19 protein-coding genes are annotated in these 18,143 nt (G+C 72.0%); 13 read left to right on the top strand and 6 right to left on the bottom strand.

Annotated elements, in window-relative coordinates; all coding sequences use genetic code 11:
* The first annotated feature begins 164 nt into the window (after positions 1-164).
* The 5 genes from G5C51_RS19500 to fbaA all read left to right on the top strand — a co-directional run bounded on the left by G5C51_RS19500 (position 165) and on the right by fbaA (position 3,965).
* Positions 165-1,112: an SRPBCC family protein gene (locus tag G5C51_RS19500; protein WP_206314054.1), complete on the top strand. Its 948-nt coding sequence runs from the start codon at positions 165-167 to the stop codon at positions 1,110-1,112.
* A 19-nt stretch (positions 1,113-1,131) separates the two neighbouring features.
* Positions 1,132-1,926, top strand: a complete 795-nt coding sequence (locus G5C51_RS19495) for an aldose epimerase family protein (protein WP_165239101.1) — start codon at positions 1,132-1,134, stop codon at positions 1,924-1,926.
* A 24-nt stretch (positions 1,927-1,950) separates the two neighbouring features.
* A complete protein-coding gene (gene pyrE / locus G5C51_RS19490) occupies positions 1,951-2,499 on the top strand; it encodes an orotate phosphoribosyltransferase (RefSeq protein WP_165239099.1) in 549 nt (182 codons plus the stop codon).
* A gap of 10 nt (positions 2,500-2,509) precedes the next feature.
* On the top strand, positions 2,510-2,779 hold the full coding sequence (locus G5C51_RS19485; protein WP_165239097.1) for a hypothetical protein: 270 nt from the start codon (positions 2,510-2,512) through the stop codon (positions 2,777-2,779).
* A 163-nt stretch (positions 2,780-2,942) separates the two neighbouring features.
* Positions 2,943-3,965, top strand: coding sequence for a class II fructose-bisphosphate aldolase (gene fbaA, locus G5C51_RS19480; RefSeq protein ID WP_165239095.1), 1,023 nt, complete (start codon positions 2,943-2,945; stop codon positions 3,963-3,965).
* A gap of 69 nt (positions 3,966-4,034) precedes the next feature.
* Here fbaA and G5C51_RS19475 read toward each other — a convergent pair whose 3' ends face one another.
* A complete protein-coding gene (locus G5C51_RS19475; protein ID WP_165239087.1) occupies positions 4,035-4,694 on the bottom strand; it encodes a hypothetical protein in 660 nt (219 codons plus the stop codon).
* 199 nt (positions 4,695-4,893) lie between these two features.
* Here G5C51_RS19475 and G5C51_RS19470 point away from each other — a divergent pair, with 199 nt between their 5' ends.
* Positions 4,894-5,307 (top strand): DUF3151 domain-containing protein, encoded by a 414-nt coding sequence (locus G5C51_RS19470; RefSeq protein ID WP_165239085.1) that lies wholly within the window; start codon positions 4,894-4,896, stop codon positions 5,305-5,307.
* 73 nt (positions 5,308-5,380) lie between these two features.
* On the opposite strand, the gene G5C51_RS19465 is transcribed toward G5C51_RS19470, so the two are convergent.
* Positions 5,381-6,820 carry a collagen-binding domain-containing protein gene (locus tag G5C51_RS19465; protein ID WP_165239083.1) on the bottom strand — a complete coding sequence of 480 codons (1,440 nt, stop codon included), beginning with the start codon at positions 6,818-6,820 and terminating at the stop codon, positions 5,381-5,383.
* A gap of 32 nt (positions 6,821-6,852) precedes the next feature.
* The gene (locus G5C51_RS19460; protein WP_338118222.1) at positions 6,853-7,743 is read right to left on the bottom strand and encodes a L,D-transpeptidase; all 891 of its coding nucleotides are present in this window, start codon (positions 7,741-7,743) and stop codon (positions 6,853-6,855) included.
* Positions 7,744-8,031: 288 nt separating this feature from the next.
* On the opposite strand from G5C51_RS19460, the gene G5C51_RS19455 reads away from it, so the two are divergent.
* The 4 genes from G5C51_RS19455 to G5C51_RS19440 are packed head-to-tail and all read left to right on the top strand — an operon-like array spanning position 8,032 to position 11,988.
* Positions 8,032-8,868 carry a tryptophan 2,3-dioxygenase family protein gene (locus tag G5C51_RS19455; RefSeq protein WP_165239079.1) on the top strand — a complete coding sequence of 279 codons (837 nt, stop codon included), beginning with the start codon at positions 8,032-8,034 and terminating at the stop codon, positions 8,866-8,868.
* On the top strand, positions 8,861-10,042 hold the full coding sequence (gene kynU / locus G5C51_RS19450) for a kynureninase (RefSeq protein ID WP_165239077.1): 1,182 nt from the start codon (positions 8,861-8,863) through the stop codon (positions 10,040-10,042). Before G5C51_RS19455 ends, kynU begins: the two co-directional genes overlap by 8 nt.
* The gene (locus tag G5C51_RS19445; RefSeq protein WP_165239076.1) at positions 10,029-10,772 is read left to right on the top strand and encodes an alpha/beta hydrolase family protein; all 744 of its coding nucleotides are present in this window, start codon (positions 10,029-10,031) and stop codon (positions 10,770-10,772) included. Before kynU ends, G5C51_RS19445 begins: the two co-directional genes overlap by 14 nt.
* A 10-nt stretch (positions 10,773-10,782) precedes the next feature.
* Entirely contained in the window at positions 10,783-11,988 is a 1,206-nt protein-coding gene (locus G5C51_RS19440; protein WP_165239074.1) for a cytochrome P450, read from the top strand.
* A 1-nt stretch (position 11,989) separates the two neighbouring features.
* Here G5C51_RS19440 and G5C51_RS19435 read toward each other — a convergent pair whose 3' ends face one another.
* The gene (locus G5C51_RS19435; RefSeq protein ID WP_165239072.1) at positions 11,990-13,645 is read right to left on the bottom strand and encodes an ABC transporter permease; all 1,656 of its coding nucleotides are present in this window, start codon (positions 13,643-13,645) and stop codon (positions 11,990-11,992) included.
* The gene (locus tag G5C51_RS19430) at positions 13,642-14,583 is read right to left on the bottom strand and encodes an ABC transporter ATP-binding protein (protein ID WP_165239070.1); all 942 of its coding nucleotides are present in this window, start codon (positions 14,581-14,583) and stop codon (positions 13,642-13,644) included. Before G5C51_RS19430 ends, G5C51_RS19435 begins: the two co-directional genes overlap by 4 nt.
* Positions 14,584-14,676: 93 nt before the next feature.
* Between G5C51_RS19430 and G5C51_RS19425 the strand changes: the two genes are divergently transcribed.
* The gene (locus G5C51_RS19425) at positions 14,677-15,159 is read left to right on the top strand and encodes a GbsR/MarR family transcriptional regulator (RefSeq protein WP_338118221.1); all 483 of its coding nucleotides are present in this window, start codon (positions 14,677-14,679) and stop codon (positions 15,157-15,159) included.
* 18 nt (positions 15,160-15,177) lie between these two features.
* Positions 15,178-15,789 carry a PepSY domain-containing protein gene (locus tag G5C51_RS19420; protein WP_165239068.1) on the top strand — a complete coding sequence of 204 codons (612 nt, stop codon included), beginning with the start codon at positions 15,178-15,180 and terminating at the stop codon, positions 15,787-15,789.
* A gap of 22 nt (positions 15,790-15,811) precedes the next feature.
* Here G5C51_RS19420 and G5C51_RS19415 read toward each other — a convergent pair whose 3' ends face one another.
* On the bottom strand, positions 15,812-16,684 hold the full coding sequence (locus tag G5C51_RS19415) for a diacylglycerol kinase (protein WP_165239066.1): 873 nt from the start codon (positions 16,682-16,684) through the stop codon (positions 15,812-15,814).
* A 165-nt stretch (positions 16,685-16,849) separates the two neighbouring features.
* Here G5C51_RS19415 and G5C51_RS19410 point away from each other — a divergent pair, with 165 nt between their 5' ends.
* Positions 16,850-18,133, top strand: a complete 1,284-nt coding sequence (locus G5C51_RS19410) for an adenylosuccinate synthase (RefSeq protein ID WP_165239064.1) — start codon at positions 16,850-16,852, stop codon at positions 18,131-18,133.
* Positions 18,134-18,143: the final 10 nt, after the last annotated feature.

The raw sequence follows: 18,143 nt of genomic DNA, 5'->3' as shown, positions 1-18,143 counted from the left end.
GGCCCAGCACCCGCCCCGCGTCCTCCCCTCCACCCTGCTGCACCCGCGTTACGGACCCTGAGCGGACGCAATGCGGACGACGGCGGCCGGCGGCGGACCGCGGACCTTGCCGGGACGCGACAACCACCCGACGCCCACCCGTCCGGAGAGCTAAGCTCCGCCTTATGGAGCATGAGGTGTACGTCCCGTTCCCCGCGGCGACCGTCCGCCGCGCCCTGGCCGATCCCGATCGCGTGGCCCGCGCCATCCCGGGCCTGCAGCTCGACGCGGGTGACGAGCCGCGCGAAGAAGGCGGTGCGGCCCTGCAGGGCCGGCTGCGGCTGCGGATCGCCGGGTCCACCATCACGTATCGCGGCACCCTCCGCGTCACCCCGCAGGGCGAGACCTTCGCCATCGAGGGCGAGGGCTCCGAGGCCCGCGGCACCGGCTCCGTGAAGCTGGCCCTGACGATCACCCCGCGTCCCGCGGACGGCGGTACGGCGCTGGCCTGCTCCGGCACCGTCAGCGGCGAGGGCCGCATCTCCGCCGTGCCGCCCGCCCAGGCCAAGGCCTCCGCGGGCCGGCTGCTGGAACGCTTCGCCGAGAGCCTCACCGCCGGCCTGGAGACGACGCCCATCGAGGCGCCCGACGACGACAACGACCGGGCCATCCCCGGCATCCCGGGCCCCGAGGCCCGGCACGCGAGCGACGAGAAGCCGGCCGAGCCCGCCCCTGACGATGCCGACCAGCCGGGCTCGTCCGTCTTCGAGGCCGAGATACCGCCGCCGTCCCTCGACCCCCTCGCCGAGGCCGGCGAGGAGGACGAGCCGGACACCGAGGCCGCCGAGGACGTGGACCTGGGCGCCGACGCCGAGGCGGCGGCCATCGAGGCCGAGGCCGAGGAGCTGGCCGCGTCGCTGGGCCCGCAGGCCGAGGCCGCGCACGCCAGGCGCAGCATGATCGGCCGGTCCACCGAGGAGGTCGACCACGCCCCGCCGCGCGGTCGCTACGCCCCGATGCCGCCGACCGAGACCCTGTCGCCGGTCGCCCGGCTGCGCTGGGCGGCGCCCGCGGCGGCGGTCGCGGTGGCGACGGTCGTCGTCATAGGGCGGGCGCTGCGGCGTCGGCGGTGAGCTGCGTAGGCTTGCTTACGTGACAACCACCCGCCTCACCGCCGGCGACGCCGAGCTGACCGTCGCCCCGGACAACGGCTGCCGTATCGAAAGCCTCCGCGTCGGCGGCACCGAGCTGCTGCGGCAGGGCGCGAAGTACGGCTGCTTCCCGATGGTGCCGTTCTGCGGCCGGATCGAGAACGGCCGGTTCCGCAACGGCGGCTCCCTGCACCAGATGCCGCTCAACGCGCCCCCGCACGCCAGCCACGGCACCGGCCGCAACGTCCCCTGGCGGACCGTCGCCGCCGAGGAGCGCCGGGGCTCGTTCGACTACGAGCTCACCGACCCCTGGCCGTACGAGGGCAAGGTCACCCAGACCTTCGAGCTCGCCGAGGACGGCGGCTCGCTCAGCCTCTTCATGGGCGTGGAAACCGCCGGGGACTCCTTCCCCGCACAGGCCGGCTGGCATCCGTGGTTCCTGCGCAATCTCGGTCACGGCGGGGACGTGGAGCTCGCCTTCGACGCCGAGTGGCAGGAGGAGCGCGGCGCCGACCACCTCCCCACCGGCAAGCGCATCGCGCCGCTGCCCGGCCCGTGGGACGACTGCTTCGGGATGCCGGCGGGTGTGGACGTGACGCTGACCTGGCCGGGCGCGCTGGAGCTGAAGGTCACCAGCCGGACCGAATGGGTCGTGGTCTACGACGAGCAGGACGAGGCCGTCTGCGTGGAGCCGCAGACCGGCCCCCCGAACGGGCTCAACACCCTGCCCCGCTTCGTCACCCCGATCGAGCCGCTGGAGCTCACCGCGACGTGGACGTGGCGCCGTCTCGGCTAGTCGTCTCGATTAGGCTCAGGCACCATGACTGACCCCCGCGCCGCCCTGCTGCAGCAGATCAAGGACAAGGCCGTCGTGCACGGCAAGGTGACCCTCTCCTCCGGTCTGGAGGCCGACTACTACGTCGACCTGCGCCGGGTGACGCTCGACGGCACCGCCGCCCCGCTGGTCGGCCAGGTCATGCTCGACCTCACCGCCGACCTCGAATACGACGCCGTCGGCGGCCTCACCCTCGGCGCCGACCCGATCGCCGACGCGATGCTGCACGCCGCGCACGCCCGCGGCCGCACCCTGGACGCCTTCGTCGTACGGAAGGCCGCCAAGCAGCACGGCATGCAGCGCCGTATCGAGGGCCCGGACATCAAGGGCCGCCGCGTCCTGGTCGTCGAGGACACCTCTACCACCGGCGGCTCCCCGCTCACCGCGGCCGAGGCCGTCAAGGAGGCCGGCGCCGAGGTGGTCGCCGTGGCGACGATCGTGGACCGCGCCACCGGCGCCGCGGAGAAGATCCAGTCGGGCACCGGCGCCCCGTATCTCTTCGCGTATGGCATCGACGAGCTCGGCCTGGGCTGAGGCTCCGATGATGGCCGCCGTACTCCCGTATCTGCTGCTCAGCGGCGGTTTCGCCGTCGTGCTCTGCGGCTTCGCCTGGCTGGGCCGGCGGATCCGGCGGCGCGGCGTCGGCGGCGCCGCGGCGGCCGCCGGGTTCGCGGCGTGGGAGGAGGCGTTCAGGACCACCTCCCATGCGGCGTATGTAGAGGTGCAGCAGCAGAGCAAGCGGAAGGCGCCGCTGGAGTCGCCGGACGGTGATCCGCGGCGCCGGCTGCGGATCCGGCTGCGGCAGCCGCGCTGAGGACCGGCCGGGGGCACCGGCGTTCGAACGTCCGTTTCACGTGAAACAGGCGGAGACCGGACGTCTGGAGCATCGTCCCCGGGATGGGAAGATGGGGGCGACGCTCGACGATGAGACGCCCCTCAGAGACTGACAAATCCCGCACATCCCAAGGAGCGGACAGATGCCCATCGCAACCCCCGAGGTCTACAACGAGATGCTCGACCGGGCGAAGGCAGGCAAGTTCGCCTACCCGGCCATCAACGTGACCTCGACGCAGACTCTGCACGCCGCACTGCGCGGCTTCGCCGAGGCCGAGAGCGACGGCATCATCCAGATCTCGACGGGTGGCGCCGAGTTCCTGGGTGGTCAGTACGACAAGGACATGGTGACCGGCGCCGTCGCGCTGGCCGAGTTCGCGCACATCGTCGCGAAGAAGTACCCGGTCAACGTCGCGCTGCACACCGACCACTGCCCCAAGGACAAGCTGGACGGCTACGTCCGCCCGCTGCTGGCGGTCTCCGAGGAGCGCGTCAAGGCCGGTCAGAACCCGCTGTTCCAGTCCCACATGTGGGACGGCTCGGCCGAGACCCTCGCCGACAACCTCTCCATCGCCGCCGAGCTGCTGCCCCGCGCCGCGGCCGCGAAGATCATCCTCGAGATCGAGATCACCCCGACCGGCGGCGAGGAGGACGGCGTCTCGCACGAGATCAACGACGACCTCTACACCACGGTCGACGACGCGATGCGCACCGCCGAGGCCCTCGGCCTGGGCGAGAAGGGCCGCTACCTGCTGGCCGCCTCCTTCGGCAACGTGCACGGCGTCTACAAGCCGGGCAACGTCGTCCTCCGCCCGGAGCTGCTCAAGGACCTCCAGGAGGGCGTCGGCGCCAAGTACGGCAAGACCAGCCCGTTCGACTTCGTCTTCCACGGCGGCTCCGGCTCCACCGCGGAGGAGATCGCCACCGCGCTGCAGAACGGCGTGGTCAAGATGAACCTCGACACGGACACCCAGTACGCCTTCACCCGCCCGGTCGCGGACCACATGTTCCGTAACTACGACGGCGTCCTGAAGGTCGACGGCGAGGTCGGCAACAAGAAGGCCTACGACCCGCGCGCCTGGGGCAAGCTCGGCGAGAAGTCGATGGCCGACCGCGTCCAGGAGGCCTGCGCCAACCTGCGCTCGACGGGCACCAAGCTGAAGTAACGCCGCCCGGCGGAGACGTACGCGGGCCCGGCACCACCCCCGTGGGTGCCGGGCCCGCCGTTTTTTGTGTCAGCCGTCGGTGATGTGGAAGAGGTATGTCACCGCACCCTCGTGGAAGCGCTCCGTGACCTCGACGCGGTAGTAGAACTCATGGCCCGGCTCCTCCAGCGTGAGCTTCTCCAGGAAGGTCTCCGCGTCCATCCGCCGCAGCCCTTCCGTGGCGCCGGTGAAGACCGGTCCCGCGAACACCTTCAGCTGCTTGGTGTCGACCGGCACCGTGGCGTTCTCGCCCTGGCTCTTGAAGACCGGCCCCTGGTCGCCACTGCAGTCGAACGTCCCGGTCTCGTAGGTGAGATACACATCCCCGCCGGTGATCTTCCGCTCCGCCTTCAGCACCCGCAGGTAGGTGTCGCCCTTCGCCGGCTTGCAGACGTTCTCGCCCTTCGGGCCCTCGCCGGGGCCCGGCGTGGAGCCGACCGCGGGGCCGCCGCCGGTGTCACCGCCCTGGTCGCCGCCGCCGCTGCCCTCGGAGGGGGACTTCGACGGCGCCGCCGAGGAGGACTGCGACGGCGACGGCGAGGCCGATTCCGACGCCGACTCCGACGCGCTCGGCTTTCCGCCGTCCGCGCCGCCCGCCCCCTGGTCCGTGGGCTCGTTCCCCTCGCACCCGGCCAGCGCCAGCACCGCGGCGGCGGCCACCGAGACGGCCCAGATCCTTCGCTTGCGCACACTTCGCATGGTCATCCCCCGTGTCCCCCGTCGTAGACCTGTGGTCAACGCAACCACCCGGAGAGTGTGCCCCCGGAAGAATCAATTCCCGCCCGCAGCAGACGCGTTGTTACGGAACACGGACGCCCTGCGGGCCATCCCGTCGCAAGGGTGACGTGGAGCGGTCGCCTCCGCCCCCGGGCAAGGCAGACTGGGACCCATGTCGAACCACGAGAACCTGCTTGCAGGACCACCTCCCACCCACCTGCCCGATGATCCGGGCCCGCGCGAGCTGTTCGCGAACGGCGCCGACCCGACCGAGGTCGCCGCGAAGTTCCCCTCCTCCTCGCTGGCCTGGGCCCAGCTCGCCGACGACGCCTTCCAGGCGGGCCGCACGGTCGAGTCCTACGCGTACGCCCGCACCGGCTACCACCGCGGCCTCGACGCGCTGCGCCGCAGCGGCTGGAAGGGCCACGGCCCGATCCCCTGGGAGCACGAGCCGAACCGCGGCTTCCTGCGCGCCCTGCACGCCCTGGCCCGGGCGGCGGGAGCCATCGGTGAGACGGAGGAGGCAGAGCGCTGCTCGGCCTTCCTGCGTGACAGCTCGGCGGCCGCGGCGGAGACGCTGACCTGAGCCGCCGAACGGGGGCGGCGGTTGCCGCCCCCGTTGCGCCCCCGCCCCCGTTGCGCCCACCGCGCCCGCGCGGTCAGTCCTTGTCCGGCGGCGGCGGGCCTGGCGGGTTCGGCTGCGGCAGCCGCCGGTTGCTCAGCTCGACGGTGACGCCCTGCTCGGCGTTGTCCCTCGTGATGGAGTAGGGGCCGCTCACGGGGTCGCGGGGCAGCCGGTAGCCGTCGGGGACGGCGGTCTCGCGCAGGTAGTACGTGCCGATCAGCTTGCTGGTGAAGGAGCAGCGGCCGCGGCTGTCCGTCACACAGTCGGGGGCGAGGTAGCGGTCGGGGTCGGCGCCGCCGGTCTGCAGGCCGTCCGTGCGGTTGGTCTCGCGCCACAGCTCGAACTCGGCGCCGGCGAGCGGCCGTCCGGTGGTGGCGTCGGTTTTGCGGATGTCGAGATCGCCCCTGGGCAGGGAGAAGTCGGGCAGCGGCGGCCGGGGGCCGGGCTTCGCGTCGCAGTCCAGCTCGGCGTCGAAGGGGAAGTAGTGGATCTCACCGGCGTTTGCGGGCCCGCCGGCCGTGCCGTCGATCGGGCCGGCGGTCAGGGACTGCACCGCGATGTCGCCCTCGATGTTGGCGGGGTCGAGGTCGGTGAGGTGGGCGCCGGGCGCGTAGATGGTGCCTTCCAGGCTGTCGCCCGAGGTGATGGTGATGTCGGAGGCGTCGGGGAAGTCCCACAGGATGTACGGGGCGTCCTCGCCGCTGACCCCGGCCATGTTCGGGATGTCCCATTCGTGCGTGCCGCCGGTGGCGGTGGTGTCGACCACGATCACCAGCGGACCGGATGAGGTCGGCCGGTCGAGGAAGGTGAGCTCGTCGAGGTCGTTCAGCTGCTCGCCGGTCACATGCAGCACGTTGGTACGACCGTCCTCCAGGCTGATGCGGCCGCCGTTGAGGTCCACGTTCTGCGGACAGCCCGCGATCTCCTGGGCGCGTTCGCGGTAGGTGGCGAACAGCGAGCCGAAGTCCATGAGGCCGGGCTGCGGGCCGACCGAGCCGGGGGCCTGGCTGTTGGTCAGCTCGATCCGCGGCACGCTGTCGTAGCCGGCGCCGTCGGCGACGACGCGGGTGTTGACGGCGGCGTTGTTCGCGTCCCGGTTCAGCGCCTGCGCCCCGGACGTGTCGCCGATCTTCACCTGGCCGTCCGTCACCCGGAGCACGCCGGACGGATCGGAGCCGGGGAAGTCCACGCCACCGCCCACCAGCAGTGCGGTGGGGGCGTCGTCGCCGGGGGCGACGTAGCTGCCCGGCGTATGGATGGCGACGTTGTAGCCGGCGCCGAAGCGGAGATCGCCGCCGATCGCGGCCGGGCCCTCCATCTCCGTACTGCCCAGGAGGGCGTCCTGCTCGACCACGACCGGGAAGCCGTTGTTGCCGGCCATGGGGTTGCCGATATCCGACTGTGCCGCCGCGGGTGCGGCGAGGGCCAGGGGCATCGCGAGCCCCGCGATGAGGAATCCGGAAAAGCGAGTCACGGCGCGACCATAATTGTTCAAAACCGGAGTTTTCACTCCGGCGCGGCCGGTTTGCTGCCGTAGACGTACACCGCATCCCCCGCGCGCAGCGTCTCCCACAGGCGCTCGGCGTCCCGGTAGGTGAGGTTCACGCAGCCGTGGGAGCCGGGCTCGTAATAGATGCTCCGGTAGCGGCCGTGGAAGGCCTGGCCGCCGGAGAAGAACTGGGCGAAGGGCATCGGCGCCTCGTAGAGCGACGAGGTGTGCTCCGCATTCCGCCGGCCCACCGAGAACAGCCCGGTGCGGGTGGCGTACCCGGGCTTGCCGGAGCGGATGGTCGCGGGCCCGAAGACCACCTTGCGCCCTTCCTGCACCCACATCAGCTGCCGGGACAGGTCCACGCACGCCACCCTCCCGGTGCGCACCGGGCACTTCCCGCCGAGGTTCGGGTGCTGCCTGGCGTGCGCCAGCTTCGCGGTGCCCCAGGTGTGCGGTCCCGCGTAGCCGATCCGCGGCTCGATGGCGTGGTCGGCCTGGAAGCGCTGGATCGCCCGGCAGTCGCTCGCGGACTGCTTGCCGTCCACCGGGCGCAGCTTCAGATAGCGCTCCAGCTTTTCCTGGTACGGGCCCGCCTGCCGGGTGCAGAAGGGCTCGGCCTTGCCCTCCTCGCCCGGCGGGCTCAGCTCGAACTCCTTCAGGTCCCGGTACGCCTTGTACTGCGGAAACGGGTCCTCCTGCGACCCGCGGCCCGCCATCGCCCGCGGCGACCCGAAGGGCGGCAGCCACTGATCCGGGGTGTCCTCCGGGAACGGCAGCGGCGAGCGCGAGTGCAGCTCCGGCACCTCCGGCGGCTCGTCCCCCACCGCCGGACCGGCGCCCGCGACCAGGATTGACGCCACCGCCGCGACCACCAGCCCCGACCGACCCCGCACCTTGCTCCGCACCGCGAACCTCGCCTTCCACACCCCGCGCCCCGCCTGGAGGGCGCACGCACTCCTCCAGATCATCCGGAACCGGAGCCGCCGGACCCGGCAGCCGGACCGCGTGTCGGAGCCGCGGGTGGGAGCCGCAGCTCGGAGCCCGCGCTTGCCGCCCCCGTAGCACCTGGTCGTACGATGCGGGTGGGTGCGCAGGACGCCGGACCGGCGCCGCCGCCCGAGGGGACCGGGGCCCCGCAGCCTTCTGGGCTGGGGCGGACCGCTACCCGGCAGCACGTCTTGACGGAGACACCGATGTCGGAAACCTCTGCCGCATCCGCAGAATCCGCCCCGAATTTCGATTTCGAGGGCACCACCCCGTACGAGGATTACGTCCAGGCCGACGTCCTCACCCACCTGCAGCATCCGCTCTCGGACGACCCGGGGGAGATGGTCTTCCTCGTCACCACCCAGGTGATGGAGCTGTGGTTCACCGTGATCGTCCACGAGTGGGAGACCGCGGCGGTCGCGCTGCGCGAGGACGACCTGCCGCGGGCGATGGCGGCGCTGAAGCGCTCCACGTACGAGCTGCAGTCGCTCAACGCCTCGTGGGAGCCGCTGGCGCATCTCACCCCCCGGCAGTTCAACGCCTACCGCAGCGCGCTGGGCGAGGGCTCCGGCTTCCAGTCGGCGATGTACCGGCGGATGGAGTTCCTGCTGGGCGAGAAGTCCGCCTCCATGCTGGTCCCGCACCGCGGCGCCCCCCGCGTCCACGCGGAGCTGGAGAAGGCCCTCGCCGAGCCGTCGCTCTACGACGAGGCGCTGCGGCTGCTGGCGCGGCGCGGGTACGCGATCCCGGACGCGGTGCTCGACCGCGACCTCTCACGGCGGCACGAGTCGGACCCGGCGGTCGAGGCGGCGTGGGCGCGGGTCTACGCCGGCGATCAGGAGGACGAGCTCGTACGCCTCGGTGAGCTGCTCACCGAGGTCGCCGAGCTGGTGTGGCGCTGGCGCAACGACCACCTGGTGGCGACGCGGCGGGCGATGGGCTCGAAGGTCGGCACGGGCGGCTCCGCCGGGGTGGCCTGGCTGGAGAAGCGCGCGAGCAAGAACGTTTTCCCCGAGCTGTGGACGGCGAGGTCGCATGTCTGAGCTGCAGGAGCGGGCGGCGGAACTGGACGCCGCGGATCCGCTGGCCGGGAAGCGGGACGCCTTCGTCCTCGATGACACCGTCTACCTCGACGGCAACTCCCTCGGCGCCCTGCCGAGGTCGGTGCCGGGCCGCGTCGCCGACGTCATCGCCCGCGAGTGGGGTGAGCTGCGCATACGGTCCTGGACGGAGTCCGGCTGGTGGACCGCGCCCGAGCGGATCGGCGACCGCGCCGCCCCGCTCATCGGCGCCGCCCCCGGCCAGGTCGTCGTCGGCGACTCCACCAGCGTCAATGTGCTGAAAGCCGTCGTCGGTGCCATCCGCCTAGCGGGCGAAGGCCGCGACGAACTCCTCGTCGACGAGTCCACCTTCCCCACCGACGGCTACATCGCCACCTCCGCCGCCCGCCTGACGGGCTGCACCCTCCGCCCGCTCGCCCCCGCCGACATCCCCGCGGCAGCGGGCCCCCGTACCGCCGCCGCCCTGGTCAACCACGTCGACTACCGCAGCGGACGCCTCCACGACCTGCCGGGCATCACGGCGGCACTGCACGCCGCCGGCGCACTCGCGGTCTGGGATCTCTGCCACAGCGCGGGCGCCCTCCCGGTCGGCCTGGACGAGCACGGCGTCGATCTCGCCGTCGGCTGCACGTACAAGTTCCTCAACGGCGGCCCCGGTTCACCCGCGTATCTCTACGTCCGCCGCGACCACCAGCCCCGCTTTGACTCGCCGCTCCCCGGCTGGAACTCCCACCAGGACCCGTTCGGCATGCGCCCCGACTACGAGCCCGCGGACGGCGCGGTGCGCGGGCGCGTAGGCACGCCGGACATCCTGTCCATGCTCGCCCTGGAAGCGGCTCTCGAGGTCTGGGACGGCGTGGACATCACGACGGTACGGGCCAAGAGCCTCGCCCTGACCGACCTGTTCCTCGAGGCCACCGCGGGCCTCGGCCTCGAGCCGCTCACCCCGTCCGCACACGCCGAACGCGGCAGCCAGGTCGCCCTGCGCTGCCCCGACGCGGGCAAGGTCATGGGCGAGCTGATCTCCCGCGGCGTCGTCGGCGACTTCCGCGAGCCGGATGTCCTCCGCTTCGGCTTCACGCCGCTGTATACCTCATTCACTGACGTATGCCGCGCCGCGCGAGTACTCGGAGAGGTGCTGAATGACCGCAGTTGACGACGAGACCACGGGCACGGGCCTCGCCGCCCTGAAGCCGGCCGAGCCGGACCGGACGATGGCCTACGGGGATCACCCGTCCCAGGTCATCGACCTGTACGGAACGGCCCACGGCCCCGACCGCCTCATCGCCCTGCTGCACGGCGGCTTCTGGCGCGAGCGCTACGACCGCGCCCATCTCGGCTCGACCGCTGCCGCGCTCGCCGCGGACCTCCACCGCTGCGTGGCCCTCGTCGAATACCGCCGGGTCGGCGGCGACGGCGGCTTCCCGGCCACCTTCGACGACCTCCCGCCCGCGCTCGCCGCCCTCCCCGGCGCCGGCCCGGTGACGCTCGCCGGGCACTCGGCGGGCGGCCACCTGGCGCTGTGGGCGGCATCCCGCTGCCCCACGGCGGTGTCGCGGGTGGTCGCCGTCGCCCCGGTCGCCGACCTGGCCCGCGGGCATGAACTCGGCCTCAGCGACGGCGCGGTGGCGGAGCTGCTCGGCGGCGCGGACCGCGTCGCCGACCGGCTCGACGAGACCGACCCGATGCGCATGGAGGCGCCGACGGCCCCGGTGGTGCTGCTGCACGGGGATGCGGACGACGAGGTCCCGGTGGACCTCTCCCGCCGCTACGCCGACCGCTTCGGCGCGGACCTCCGGGTGCTGGCCGGCGCGGGGCACTACGACGCGCTGGTCCCGGGCTCGGCGGCGTACGAGACGCTGCGCGGAGCGCTGGCGGAGGGATAGCGTCCGCGACATGTCCGTCGCTTACGATCCCTGGTCCCCGGCCTTCGTCGCCGACCCCTACCCCGCGTACGCCGAACTGCGTGCGCGGGGCCGCGCCGTGTGGTTCGAGCCCACGCGGCAGTGGCTGATCCCGCACCACGCCGACGTCAGCGCGCTGCTGCGGGACCGGCGGCTGGGCCGCTCGTACACGCATCGCTTCACGCACGAGGACTTCGGCCGCACCGCGCCGCCGCCCGAGCAGGAGCCGTTCCACACGCTCAACGATCACGGGATGCTCGACCTGGAGCCGCCGGACCACACCCGGATCCGGCGGCTGGTCTCGAAGGCCTTCACGCCGCGTACGGTGCGGGAGTTGGAGCCCGTCGTCGAGCGGCTGGCGGACGGGCTGGTGGCGGACTTCGTCGCGGCCGGGGGCGGGGATCTGCTCAGCGCCGTCGCCGAGCCGCTGCCCGTCGCGGTCATCTCCGAGCTGCTCGGCATCCCTGAGGGGGACCGGCATCGGCTGCGGCCGTGGTCGCATGCCATCTGCGGGATGTACGACCTCAACCCGAGCGGCGAGGCGGCGCGGGCCGCGGTGGTCGCGTCCGAGGAGTTCTCCGCGTATCTGCGGGAGTTGATCGCCGAGCGGCGCAAGGACCCCGGCGACGACCTGATTTCAGGGCTCATCGCCGCGTACGACGAGGGGGACCGGCTCACCGAGCAGGAGATGATCTCCACCTGCGTGCTGCTGCTCAACGCCGGGCACGAGGCGACCGTCAACTCCACCGTGAATGGGTGGTATGCCCTCTTCCGTCACCCCGAGCAGCTGGCGGCCCTTCGCGCCGAGCCCGAAAAGTTGTCCACAGCTGTGGATGAACTGCTCCGTTATGACACCCCGCTGCACCTTTTCGAGCGCTGGGTGCTCGAGGACATCGAAGTCGGCGGGCAGCTGATCCCGCGCGGCCAGGAGGTCGCGCTGCTCTTCGGCGCCGCCAACCGCGACCCCGCCGCCTTCGATCGCCCGGACGAGCTCGACCTCGACCGTACGGACAATCCACACATTTCCTTCGGTGCCGGCATCCACTACTGCATCGGCGCCCCGCTGGCGAAGGTTGAGCTGCGGGCGTCGTACGGGGCGCTGCTGCGGAAGGCCCCCACCCTGCGGCTCGTTGCCGAGCCGGAGTGGGGGCCTTCCTCCGTGATCCGTGGGTTGCAGGGACTGGCTGTGGAGCTGTGAACTACTTCGTCTCCAGATCCCGCCGCCGGAAGCCCGCCAGGCCCAGCCATACCAGCCCGGCCGCGAGCAGCGTGAGGAGCAGCAGCGGCGTCCAGTTCATGTCCGCGGCCGGCAGCTGCGGCACGTGGCCGAACGGGGAGAGGTTGTTCAGCGCGTCCGGGAACTGCAGGATCTGGCCCAGGTAGCCGACCAGGAAGCCGTACACCGGCAGCACCCACGCCACCGCCGACGCCCGCGGCAGCCAGCCGAAGAGCGCGACCGCGACGCCGATGCAGACCCAGAGCGCGGGGGCGTACGCGAGCGAGGCGCCCACCAGCTTCAGGAACAGGCCGCCGTCGCCGGTCGATCCGGCGCCCGAGGCGCCGAAGCCGATCCCCGCGACGAGCAGCAGCACCGTGCCACCCGCCGCCGCGACGATCACGTGGCTGAGCACCCAGCGGCTGCGGGACAGGCCGGTGGACAGCAGCGGTTCGGCGCGGCCCGCGGACTCCTCGGCACGCGGCCGGAGGGCGGCCATCACCACGTAGATCGAGACGACCACGGAGATCACGATCAGCACGACCGAGGCGAACGACTCCGCCACCGACTGCCCGCCGATGCCCTCGATGGACTTCTCGAAGGCGTCGACCTCCTTGATCATGTTCTCGGCGTCGCCCAGGATCGACCCGTACATCACCCCGAAGAGCAGCGCCGCCGCCCCGAAGGCGACCAGCAGCCCGCGGTGCAGCCGCAGCGCGAAGCCGAGCGGCGTGCCGAGCGTCGGGGAGGCGTGCGGGCTGCCGAGGCGGGCGGCCTTCAGCCCCGCGCCGACGTCGCGGCGGGTGGAGAGGACGAACCCGGCGGCGGCTGCGACCACGGCTGCCGCGAGCGTGAGCAGCAGCGGCCACCAGCGGTTGTCGACGTAGACGTACGTCCGCTGCACCCAGCCGATCGGCGACAGCCAGGACAGGAAGCCGTCGCCGACGTCGCCGGAGGCGCGCAGCGCGTAGGCCGCGCCGATGACCGCCATCGCCATGCCGGAGGCGCTGCGCGAGTGGCCGCTGATCTGCACGGTGATCGCGGCGACGCCGGCGAAGAAGACGCCGATGGCGAAGTGCGCGAGGCCGTAGAGCAGGGAGCCCTTGCCGTCGATGCCCTCCATCCCCATGCCGCCGAGGCCCGCGGCCATCAGCAGGGCGAGGACGAGGTTCGCGAGCACCGCGACCGTCAGGGCGGCGGCGAGATACGCGTGCCGGCCGACCACGGCGGAGCGGACCAGCTCGGCGCGGTTCGTCTCCTCCTCGGTGCGGGTGTGCCGGGCGATGGTCAGCACGCTCATGATCCCGACCATGATGGCCGTGAAGCCGAGCATCTGGTGGCCGAGCATCGAGCCGTACGTGTAGTCGCTGAGGTAGTGCCGGGGGCCGGTCATCGCGAGCCCGGCGGCGCTGTCCATGGTCTCGGCGACGGTCGCCCGCTCCTTGGCCGACGCGTAGTTGGTCTTGAAGCTGCTGGCCGTGGAGAGGGTGCCGAGGAAGAGGGCGAGGACCCACACCGGGAGCCGGACGCGGTCCCGGCGCAGTGCAAAGCGGACCAGGGTGCCGGTGCCCGCCAGCGCTCCGCCGCCGGCCGAAGCGCTTTCGCGGGTCGCGGCGCGCTCCTTGATGGCGGTGCTCATCGCGTCGCCTCCGACGTGGATTCCGACTCCACCTTGTGGTGCCCGTTGCCCTCGAGCTCGTCGCCGTAGTGGCGCAGCATGAGCTCCTCGAGCGTCGGCGGGTGGCTGACCAGGCTGCGTACGCCGAACTCGCTCAGCCGGCTGATCGCCGTGTCCAGATGCCCGCCGTCGACGGCGAAGCGCACCCGGCCGTCCTCGGTGTGCAGCTGGTGGATGCCGGGCAGTTGGTCGAGACCGGTGGCGGGGCGCTCGGTCTGCGCCTCCACGGTGGTACGGGTCAGGTGCCGCATCTCGCTCAGCGAGCCGGACTGCACGATCTGCCCGAGCCGGATGATGCTCACCCGGTCCGCCAGCTTCTCGACCTGGGCGAGGATGTGGCTGGACAGCAGGACGGTCTTGCCGTCGGCCTTCGCCTGCATGATCACGTCCTGGAAGATGACCTCCATCAGGGGGTCGAGGCCCGCGGTGGGCTCGTCCAGGAGCAGCAGTTCGGCGTCCGAGGCGAGGGCGGCGACGATCGCGACCTTCTGCCGGTTGCCCTTGGAGTAGCTGCGGCCCTTCTTGGTGGGGTCCAGGTCGAAGCGCTCCAGCAGGTCGTCGCGCCTGGCCCTGTCGATGCCGCCGCGCAGCCGCGCGAGCAGATCGATGGCCTCCCCGCCGGTCAGGTTCGGCCACAGCTCGACGTCGCCGGGCACGTAGGCCAGCCGGCGGTGCAGGGCGACGGCGTCGGTCCACGGGTCGCCGCCCAGCACCTGGGCGGCGCCCGAGTCGGGGCGCAGCAGGCCGAGCAGGATGCGGATGGTCGTGGACTTCCCGGCGCCGTTCGGGCCCAGGAAGCCGTGGACCTCACCGGTCTCGACGTCGAGGTCGAGGCCGTCGAGTGCGCGGGTCCGGCCGAAGGTCTTGGTGAGGCCGGACACGGAGATTGCCTTCGTCATGGCTACGAAGCTACGGTAGTTTCACAAATTTGTGAAGTTAAGGAAGCGTTAGGATTCTCGCCGAGGGCTTGAGCAGGGGGAGACGATGACGAGGTGAATGTGCACAAGCGGGACGACCAGGCCGTGTCCGACTTCATCGAGCGCTTCGCGGCCGAGCTCACCGAGGCCGGGATGCCTCGTATGCCCTCCCGGGTCTTCACGTGTCTGCTGGCCAGCGACACCGGCGCCATGACGTCGACGGAGCTCAGCGAGGCGCTGCAGATCAGCCCCGCGGCCGTGTCCGGGGCGGTGCGCTATCTCTCCCAGGTGCGCATCATCAGCCGGGAGCGCGAGCCCGGCTCCCGGCGGGAGCGGTACCGGGTGCACAGCGACCAGTGGTACGAGTCGTTCACCCAGCGGGGGCAGATACTCAAGAGCTTCGAGTCGGCCCTGCAGAAGGGCTCCGACGCGCTGGGCTCCCGCACCCCGGCCGGCGTGCGGCTCTCCGAGACGGCGGACTTCTTCGCGTTCCTGCGCAACGAGCTGGCGTCGATGATGGACCGCTGGGAAGCGCACAAGGCGGCGACCCGCTCGTAAAACGGTCATTCTGGGCGTATGCCGATGCGCACCTCGACCAAGGCCAAGATCGCCGGATCGCTGATCGCGGCCGCCGCACTCTTCGGCGGCGGGACCGCCTTCGGGAATTACCTCGCGGATCAGGACAGCAAGTCCGATGCGACGGCGGAGTCGTCGCCTTCGGCGTCCCCCTCGCCTTCCGCGTCCGCATCCACGGAGGCGGAGGTACGGATCAACGACGCGGTCGCGGCCGCGCTGGACGCCGTGCCCGGCACGGCCACGGCGGCGTCCCTGGAGGACGAGGGCGGCTCCCCGGCCTGGGACATCGACGTGCTGGGCGACGGCGATACGTGGCACGAGGTGTCGGTGGACGCGGTGACCGCCATCGCCAAGGACGAGCGCGCGGACGGAGACGCGGACGATGCCCGTATGGCCAAGGCCGCGAAAACATCCCTGACCGAGGCGGTCGACGCCGCCGAGAAGAAGGTCCCGGGCGAGGTCACCTCGATCGGCCTCGACGAGCGGGTCGGCGGCCGGAAGCAGCTGAACTGGGAAGCCGAACTCCGCGCCGATGACCAGCGCACCCACGAGATCCGCGTGGACGCGGAGACGGGGAAGGTCATCGAGGCGCGCGTGGACGCGGACGGCTGAGCGCGGTCGCGGCGGGAGCCGCTCAGCGGTCCCGCGGCAGCGTCAGCTGCCATCCGCTCGCTCGAACGGCCCATTCCCGCCCGCGTACCGGACCGGCCATCAGCGCGTCGGCCCGATAGCGGAAGTCGGCGCCCGCGGTCACCCGCACCACCTTCCGTGCCTCCCCGCGCCGCGGCGCCCGCCCGTCCCCGTCGTGCACCACGACCTCCGCCGCGCCGTCCAGGGCGAGCCGCACCTCCGCCGCCGGGCCGCTGCCGGTGAGCTCCACCCCGTCCGCCTCGACCCGCAGCCGCGGCGGCGGCCCGCCCGGGCCCGGGACCCGTACCGGACCCGTGCCCGCGCCCGTCAACCGCCGGGCGGCGACCGGCCGCAGCAGCGCCCCGCAGCCGCGCAGCGGGCGGGCCCACCAGGTGCCCGCTCCCCCTGCTCCGGCCGCGCCCGCCGCACCCCGTTCCGCCGCCGCCGGCGTGGTCGGCATGGCCGGGATCGCCAGCGAGCCGAGCACCAGCCCGCCGTCCTCGTCCAGCAGCAGTCCGTGCGCCACCGCCTCCCCGTCCAGCACCGCCCGCGCCGCCGCGACCGTGTCCTGCGGTACGCCGAGGCCGCCGGCCAGCGTCGTCGAGCGGCGGGATCCGACCGGGATCACCGCCAGCGCGCAGTCCGCCAGCTCGCCCGCGCGGTGCAGCGCCCGCGCCGTCCGTACCAGCGCGGTGTCGTCGCCGACGATCACCGGGAGCTTGCTGCCGCGCCGGGCCAGCGCCCGTTCCGCCTCCGCCGCGGTGTCGGGGACGCAGATCTTTGCCGCCGCACCCGCGCCGAGCACGTCCCGCGCGATCCGCACGGCCTCCCCGTCCGTGCTCCGTGCGGCCGGGTCGATGACCACCAGCAGCGACACGTCGGTCCTTCCTCAGGTAGCATCTCTGTGCAATAGCCCCTTTGCGCGATTGCGCCAGGGGCTTCGTCTATTTCCGGGGCGCCGGTCCGACGCAGCGCCCGGTGGCACCAGCAACTGGTGTCCCCGCCTGTACGGACATGCCCCGCCCGGAAGGGGTGTACGCCTGTGCCCGCACTTGTGCTGCTCGGTGCTCAGTGGGGTGACGAAGGCAAGGGAAAGGCCACCGATCTGCTCGGCGGATCCGTGGATTATGTGGTGCGTTTCCAGGGCGGCAACAACGCCGGTCACACGGTTGTCGTAGGCGACCAGAAATACGCGCTGCATCTTCTTCCCTCGGGAATCCTCTCGCCCGGGTGCACGCCCGTCATCGGCAATGGCGTCGTCGTCGACCCGGCTGTCCTGTTCTCCGAGCTGAACGGGCTGAACGAGCGCGGCGTCGACACGTCCAAGCTGCTGATCAGCGGTAACGCGCACCTGATCACGCCGTATCACACGACGATCGACAAGGTGACGGAACGGTTCCTCGGCAAGCGGAAGATCGGCACGACGGGGCGCGGCATCGGCCCGGCCTACGCCGACAAGATCAACCGCGTCGGGATCCGGGTCCAGGACCTCTTCGACGAGTCGATCCTGGAGCAGAAGGTCGAGGCGGCCCTCGACTTCAAGAACCAGGTCCTCGCGAAGCTCTACAACCGCCGCGCGATCGCCGTCGGCGAGGTCGTCGAGGAGCTGCTCGGCTTCGCCGACCGGCTGCGGCCGTACGTGGCCGACACCTCGCTGATCCTGAACAACGCGATCGACGAGGGCAAGGTCGTGCTCTTCGAGGGCGGCCAGGGCACGCTCCTCGACGTCGACCACGGCACGTATCCCTTCGTGACGTCCTCGAACCCGACCTCGGGCGGGGCCTGCACCGGTGCAGGCGTCGGGCCCACGAAGATCAGCCGGGTCATCGGCATCCTCAAGGCCTACACAACGCGTGTGGGCGCCGGGCCGTTCCCGACCGAGCTCTTCGACGACGACGGCGAGGCGCTGCGGCGCATCGGCGGTGAGCGCGGGGTCACCACCGGGCGGGACCGGCGGTGCGGGTGGTTCGACGCAGTGATCGCGCGCTACGCGACCCGGGTCAACGGCCTGACGGACTTCTTCCTGACGAAGCTCGATGTCCTGACGGGCTGGGAGCAGATCCCGGTGTGTGTCGCGTACGAGATCGACGGCAAGCGGGTCGAGGACCTGCCGTACTCGCAGACCGACTTCCACCACGCGAAGCCGATCTACGAGTACCTGCCGGGCTGGTCGGAGGACATCACCAAGGCGAAGACCTTCGACGACCTGCCGAAGAACGCGCAGGATTACGTGAAGGCGCTGGAGGAGATGTCGGGCGCCCCGATCTCGGCGATCGGCGTGGGTCCTGGCCGGGACGAGACGATCGAGATCAACTCGTTCCTGTGAGCCGGTAGCG

The sequence above is a fragment of the Streptomyces coryli genome, from assembly GCF_011044975.1.
GTDB lineage: Bacteria > Actinomycetota > Actinomycetes > Streptomycetales > Streptomycetaceae > Streptomyces > Streptomyces coryli.
Note: the sequence above shows the minus strand (reverse complement) of the source record. Positions and strands in the feature narration are given on the sequence as shown.

Bases quoted from the DNA above. Each gene is read 5' to 3' on its own strand.
- G5C51_RS19445 (WP_165239076.1), top strand. From the start codon at position 10,029: ATGACCGCAGTTGACGACGAGACCACGGGCACGGGCCTCGCCGCCCTG.
- G5C51_RS19420 (WP_165239068.1), top strand. From the start codon at position 15,178: ATGCCGATGCGCACCTCGACCAAGGCCAAGATCGCCGGATCGCTGATC.
- G5C51_RS19485 (WP_165239097.1), top strand. From the start codon at position 2,510: ATGGCCGCCGTACTCCCGTATCTGCTGCTCAGCGGCGGTTTCGCCGTC.
- G5C51_RS19470 (WP_165239085.1), top strand. From the start codon at position 4,894: ATGTCGAACCACGAGAACCTGCTTGCAGGACCACCTCCCACCCACCTG.
- kynU (WP_165239077.1), top strand. From the start codon at position 8,861: ATGTCTGAGCTGCAGGAGCGGGCGGCGGAACTGGACGCCGCGGATCCG.
- G5C51_RS19455 (WP_165239079.1), top strand. From the start codon at position 8,032: ATGTCGGAAACCTCTGCCGCATCCGCAGAATCCGCCCCGAATTTCGAT.
- G5C51_RS19430 (WP_165239070.1), bottom strand. From the start codon at position 14,583: ATGACGAAGGCAATCTCCGTGTCCGGCCTCACCAAGACCTTCGGCCGG.
- pyrE (WP_165239099.1), top strand. From the start codon at position 1,951: ATGACTGACCCCCGCGCCGCCCTGCTGCAGCAGATCAAGGACAAGGCC.
- G5C51_RS19435 (WP_165239072.1), bottom strand. From the start codon at position 13,645: ATGAGCACCGCCATCAAGGAGCGCGCCGCGACCCGCGAAAGCGCTTCG.
- G5C51_RS19440 (WP_165239074.1), top strand. From the start codon at position 10,783: ATGTCCGTCGCTTACGATCCCTGGTCCCCGGCCTTCGTCGCCGACCCC.
- G5C51_RS19500 (WP_206314054.1), top strand. From the start codon at position 165: ATGGAGCATGAGGTGTACGTCCCGTTCCCCGCGGCGACCGTCCGCCGC.
- fbaA (WP_165239095.1), top strand. From the start codon at position 2,943: ATGCCCATCGCAACCCCCGAGGTCTACAACGAGATGCTCGACCGGGCG.